This window comes from Rheinheimera sp., assembly GCF_036568245.1.
Lineage (GTDB): Bacteria > Pseudomonadota > Gammaproteobacteria > Enterobacterales > Alteromonadaceae > Alishewanella.
Map to the genome: position 1 here is coordinate 1 of NZ_DATCSY010000146.1, position 4707 is coordinate 4707.

A 4707-nucleotide genomic window follows, 5' to 3' on the forward strand; every position below is an offset into this window, starting at 1 on the left:
AGCCATTTTACAAACCTATCAGTTAGCAGAATACCGCTGGCAGCTGCCGGAGCCTGCGTCCATTATACCCGAATGATAGCTATAGAATTGACGCCGGAATAAGTTCAGCGTAATTACTGATCTGGTACTTCTGATAAATCGCCGCCAGGTCGCCCTGCCGGTAAAGTTTCTGCCAGGCTTCTGCCAGCGTAGTCAGTGTTGATGCGGGTAACGAGGTTTTACTGAAACCGAAATACACCGGGCTTTGATATACTTTTAATAGTGGCTGATACTTGTCAGCGTCAGGGTAGTGATGCTGTTGCCAGTAGTGTAGCACGCTGATATCTTCAAGGATCGCATTGACGCGACCTGCGCGTAGCAGTGCCAGTTTATCCTGAATGCTGCTGATCTCCACCAGTTGACGCTGTACCGCGGGTTGCCGGCTTAACCGGGCAAAGTCCTCGCCATAATAAGCGCCATGCAGTACGGCGATGCGGCCATAATCAACTTTATCAATCAGATCCGATAACTGACTGCTGGCAGGCAAAGCTGCCGGATCGCCTACCAGATAAATGGCTTCAGTGTGATGCGGCCCAATAAAAGCAAACTGCTGTTTGCGCTGCTCGCTGAATGACAAATGGCTGAGCACATCCAACTGCCCTTGCTCGCTTTGCTGTAAAGCCCTAAGCCAGGGGCTGTTAACAAATTCGAGTTTACAATGTACTTCATCGGCCAGGCGTTGCATCAGCTCGACGCTGAGGCCGGTCCAGTTATCATTCTGTTTAATCAGATGGGGCGGAAAGTCAGTTTCAGCGGACATGCGCAAAGTGCAGGCCGGCTCTTCAGCGACGGCGGACCAGACTAATAACAAGGTGCAGATTAACAGCAAATGCAGTGGTCGCATAATGTGTTCTGACTCAGTGCAACTACAGTAAATAAAATAGAATCTACCCGATATTTCGCCCGATGCACAGCTGAAGTTTATTGTCCCTTACTGGCCAAGGCCACTGGAGAAATGCATCTGCCGGTTGGCATCGATAAAAATGGCTTCATAATTATCAATCTGCTCTATCAATTCCATGCCGTGCTGCAGGCCCAATACGAATAATGTCGTTGATAAGGCGTCAGTTTGAGTGGTGTCAGGCCCTAGCACAGACACACTGAACAATCCGCTGGCACTTAAGCCGGTTTTCGGATCTATTATATGATGGTAACGCACTCCGTCTTCAATAAAGTAGCGTTCATAATCGCCAGATGTGCTGATAGCGCTGTTCGCCAATGGTAATGTTGCGGCGTACTTATCTTCCTGTCGCGGGTGTTTTATGCCCACCAGCCAGGGATTACCGCGTTTATCTCCCAGTAAACGGCTATCGCCGCCGGCGGTTAACTGTGCATGCAAAATACCCTGCTGTGTCAGCAGATTAATGCCGCGCTCAACCGCATAACCTTTGGCAATGCCGCCTAAATCAATCTTTACACCGTCGCGGGCAAAATACACTTTATTGTCTGGCAGCAATTCAATGCTCTGGTAATTAACGTATTGCCGGGCTCGTTGTAGCTGACTGGCATCGGGCTTTTTATGGGCACGGTAGTCATAGTAGAAGCCGACCGAGGCAAAAGTAATGTCAAAAGCGCCCTGGCTCAGGTTGGAGATAAGTTTGGCTTGCTTAAGCAGCTGATACAACTCAGCAGATACCTGCACTGGCCGTTGCGCTGCCAGCAGATTAAGCTGGCTGAGTTCGCTGCTGTCGATATAGGGGCTCATCAACTGATTAATGCGCTCAAACTCGGCCTGTACCTGAGTAATTAAGTTAGCGGCCTGATGACTGTCTTCGCACCACAGCTCGATATAGGCCTGAGTCCCCAACGTCTGAAATGGCAACCGGTGCCACTGTGCCTGCACATTAGCCGAGCACCACAGCAGGCTGAGCAGGCATAATGCGCCAAAGCGGGTAAAGGGACGAAAATAGGCTGTGTGTTTTGCCATAATTGGGCTGCCTGTTATGTTGTGGCTAAGCTTCAGTGCTCTGACTTAGCTCAAATGGCTTATCAATTGCCGATGGTTTGGCTTCAGCCGCTGTGCGGGCCAAAACATCACAGCGCTCATTTTCAGGGTGGCCGGCATGACCTTTTACCCAATGCCAGCTAACATTATGCGCCTGGCTTGCTACGTCCAGCCGCTGCCATAAATCCTGATTTTTAACCGGTTGTTTCTGGCTGGTTTTCCAGTTGTTTCGTTTCCAGCCCGCCAGCCACTGGGTGATGCCCAGACGAACATACTGACTGTCGGTTGTCAGGTTGACATCGCAACTGTCTTTCAGCGTTTCCAGTGCAACGATAGCGGCCAGCAATTCCATACGGTTATTGGTGGTTAAACGAAAACCGCCGCTTAGCTCTTTACAGTGCTGCTTATATTTCAGCACCACACCGTAGCCGCCCGGGCCCGGATTTCCCAGGCAAGAGCCATCGGTGTAGATTGCAACAGTTTTACGCATAAAGCCTTTCCTCAAACCCAAACGGCGTATAATCTACCCCAAGTGCAGTAAAAAGCGAAACGACTATGGCCAAAAGACAACTTATTCTCGACACCGAAACCACAGGTATTAATCCTAAAGATGGTCATCGTATCATTGAAATTGGCTGTGTTGAGCTGATTAACCGGCGTTTTACCGGTAATAACTTCCATGTCTACATTAACCCTGAGCGCATTATTGATGCCGAGGCTGTAGCCGTGCACGGTATTACCAATGAACGGCTGGCACATGAACCCAAGTTTCGTGAGATCGCCAAAAGTTTCTACGACTATATTCAGGGTGCTGAGCTGGTTATCCATAACGCCGCATTCGACGTTGGCTTTATTAACCACGAGTTTGCTATGTTGCACCCAGTACTGCCCCCGGTCGAGCAGTACTGTACTATTCTTGACACCCTGATGCTGGCACGCGAACTGCATCCAGGCCAGAAGAATAATCTGGATGCGTTGTGTCGCCGCTACGACATTAATAACAGCCACCGTACTTTGCACGGCGCTTTGCTCGATGCTGAAATTCTGGCTGACGTATATCTGCTAATGACGGGTGGCCAGGTCAGCCTGAATCTGGCAAATGAACAAGACAGAACGGATGGACAGTCAGGCCCTGCAGCAATACAGCGCAGTGGCCGGCTTAAAGTACTGCGGGCGACAGACGCAGAGCTGACCGCACATGAAACCAGGTTGGATTTGGTGCAAAAAAAAGGAGGCAGTTGCCTGTGGCGAAATGGATAACAGTATTGTGTCTGTTGCTTGGTTGCACGTTATTAAGTGCTCAGACGATACAGCAGAATAATTTACTGCAATCTCCCGAGGCCGGTGCAGAGGAGGACGATAGCCCCTTTAGTAGTGGCTTTGCGTTACTGGATGAGCTGCCAACCAAAAACCAGATCCCGCTGTTTGATAACAGGTTTCGCATTGATGACAATGTAGAAGAGATAACACTGTTACTGTTTCGAAAACGCGGGTCTGCCTCAGTAGTACTGGTGCGGCCAGACGGCAGTAAAATTCATTTTAATACTGCCGAACAGCAACAGGTGCGCTGGCACGATGCCAGTAGCTATGACTTAATTCAGATTAAAAACCCCACTCCCGGCCCGTGGCAGGCAATTGGCAAATTGCTGCCGCAAAGCCGCATTATGGTGCTGACAGACATTAAACTCAGTGTTGATCCCTTACCTGATAACCTGCTGGTTGGCGAAACCGTAAAAGTGACCGCCCGTTTAACCAATGGCGAAGAGCCCATTAACGCGAAAGATTTTCGTGAAGTGTTGGCACTGGAAGTGATTTTTGTCAGTACCAACAACGCAGATTATGACAACTTCGGCCGTGGTGTCGTGCAGGTGGCACATTTTCGCGATGATGGTAAAGGTTACGATGAACGTGCCCGGGATGGGGTGTTTACCGGTGAGTTTCAGCTGAGGTTTGTCGCTGGCGAGTGGATACCTAAATACGTTGTACGCACACCTTTATATACGCGGGAAGTCGAGCAGCCCGCTGTGGTACTTAAGCCTGCGCCGATAATTGCCGATGTTACCACGGCTCCGGCAGCAGATGAAATGCAGCCTGAACAACCGGTACAACCGCATCAGGTTCTGTTTCGGATCACAGATGACAGTGTCAATAAAGCGTCGGTATTACTGCAGGGGCGGGTACGTTATCCCAACGGTGAGGTTGATGATTTTGCACTGAATGAACCCGGCTTAACACCGCGACAATTAGAGCTGCATAACCGCGGCCATGGCAGTTATATTCTGGATGTTTCAGTTTATGGCACCATGCAGGATGGTCGTGAATTTATGCTGAACCTGCCGGAGATCAGTTTTGTGGTGAACCGACCGGTGTTTGACGCGCCGGTACTGGAGGAGTTGCCACAAAGTATTAAAGATGAAATTGCCGCTGAACAGGCTGAACCCGAACCGGAATTTCCGTGGGGGTTGGTGATTACTGCGAACCTGTTTATCTTAATCGGCGGTGGGGTTGCCATCTGGTTTGTGATGACAGATCGTAAGCTGTCTGATCTGATGTTCTGGCGTAAAAAAGCTCCGGCACAGGCAACGGCGACAGCTGCAAATAGTCCAGCAGGTAATGTTGTAGATAAAAATGGCGCAAATGCACAAAAAAACAACGATATGGATGACATTCTCGACCTGACCTTACCGGATGATTAAGGATTAGGCAAAAGCGGCAAAAAAGGT

At 49.7% G+C, this 4707-nt stretch carries 5 protein-coding genes; 2 read left to right on the forward strand and 3 right to left on the reverse strand.

Annotation, left to right across the window (positions count from 1 at the left end; translation table 11 throughout):
* Positions 1 to 79: 79 nt before the first annotated feature.
* The 3 genes from VIN66_RS06290 to rnhA all read right to left on the reverse strand — a co-directional run bounded on the left by VIN66_RS06290 (position 80) and on the right by rnhA (position 2474).
* On the reverse strand, positions 80 to 799 hold the full coding sequence (locus VIN66_RS06290; protein ID WP_331923176.1) for a transporter substrate-binding domain-containing protein: 720 nt from the start codon (positions 797 to 799) through the stop codon (positions 80 to 82).
* A gap of 171 nt (positions 800 to 970) precedes the next feature.
* Positions 971 to 1966, reverse strand: coding sequence for an FAD:protein FMN transferase (locus VIN66_RS06295; RefSeq protein WP_331923177.1), 996 nt, complete (start codon positions 1964 to 1966; stop codon positions 971 to 973).
* A 25-nt stretch (positions 1967 to 1991) separates the two neighbouring features.
* A complete protein-coding gene (gene rnhA / locus VIN66_RS06300; RefSeq protein WP_331923178.1) occupies positions 1992 to 2474 on the reverse strand; it encodes a ribonuclease HI in 483 nt (160 codons plus the stop codon).
* A gap of 65 nt (positions 2475 to 2539) precedes the next feature.
* On the opposite strand from rnhA, the gene dnaQ reads away from it, so the two are divergent.
* Both dnaQ and VIN66_RS06310 read left to right on the forward strand, forming a co-directional pair.
* A complete protein-coding gene (gene dnaQ / locus VIN66_RS06305; protein ID WP_331923179.1) occupies positions 2540 to 3244 on the forward strand; it encodes a DNA polymerase III subunit epsilon in 705 nt (234 codons plus the stop codon).
* Positions 3229 to 4680 (forward strand): TIGR03503 family protein, encoded by a 1452-nt coding sequence (locus VIN66_RS06310; protein WP_331923180.1) that lies wholly within the window; start codon positions 3229 to 3231, stop codon positions 4678 to 4680. The genes dnaQ and VIN66_RS06310 overlap by 16 nt, the downstream gene beginning before the upstream one ends.
* The last annotated feature ends 27 nt before the right edge of the window (positions 4681 to 4707 follow it).

What these genes read in the sequence shown, in the direction of transcription:
- VIN66_RS06290 (WP_331923176.1), bottom strand. Translation starts at nt 799, where the DNA reads ATGTCCGCTGAAACTGACTTTCCGCCCCATCTGATTAAACAGAATGAT.
- VIN66_RS06295 (WP_331923177.1), bottom strand. Translation starts at nt 1,966, where the DNA reads ATGGCAAAACACACAGCCTATTTTCGTCCCTTTACCCGCTTTGGCGCA.
- rnhA (WP_331923178.1), bottom strand. Translation starts at nt 2,474, where the DNA reads ATGCGTAAAACTGTTGCAATCTACACCGATGGCTCTTGCCTGGGAAAT.
- dnaQ (WP_331923179.1), top strand. Translation starts at nt 2,540, where the DNA reads ATGGCCAAAAGACAACTTATTCTCGACACCGAAACCACAGGTATTAAT.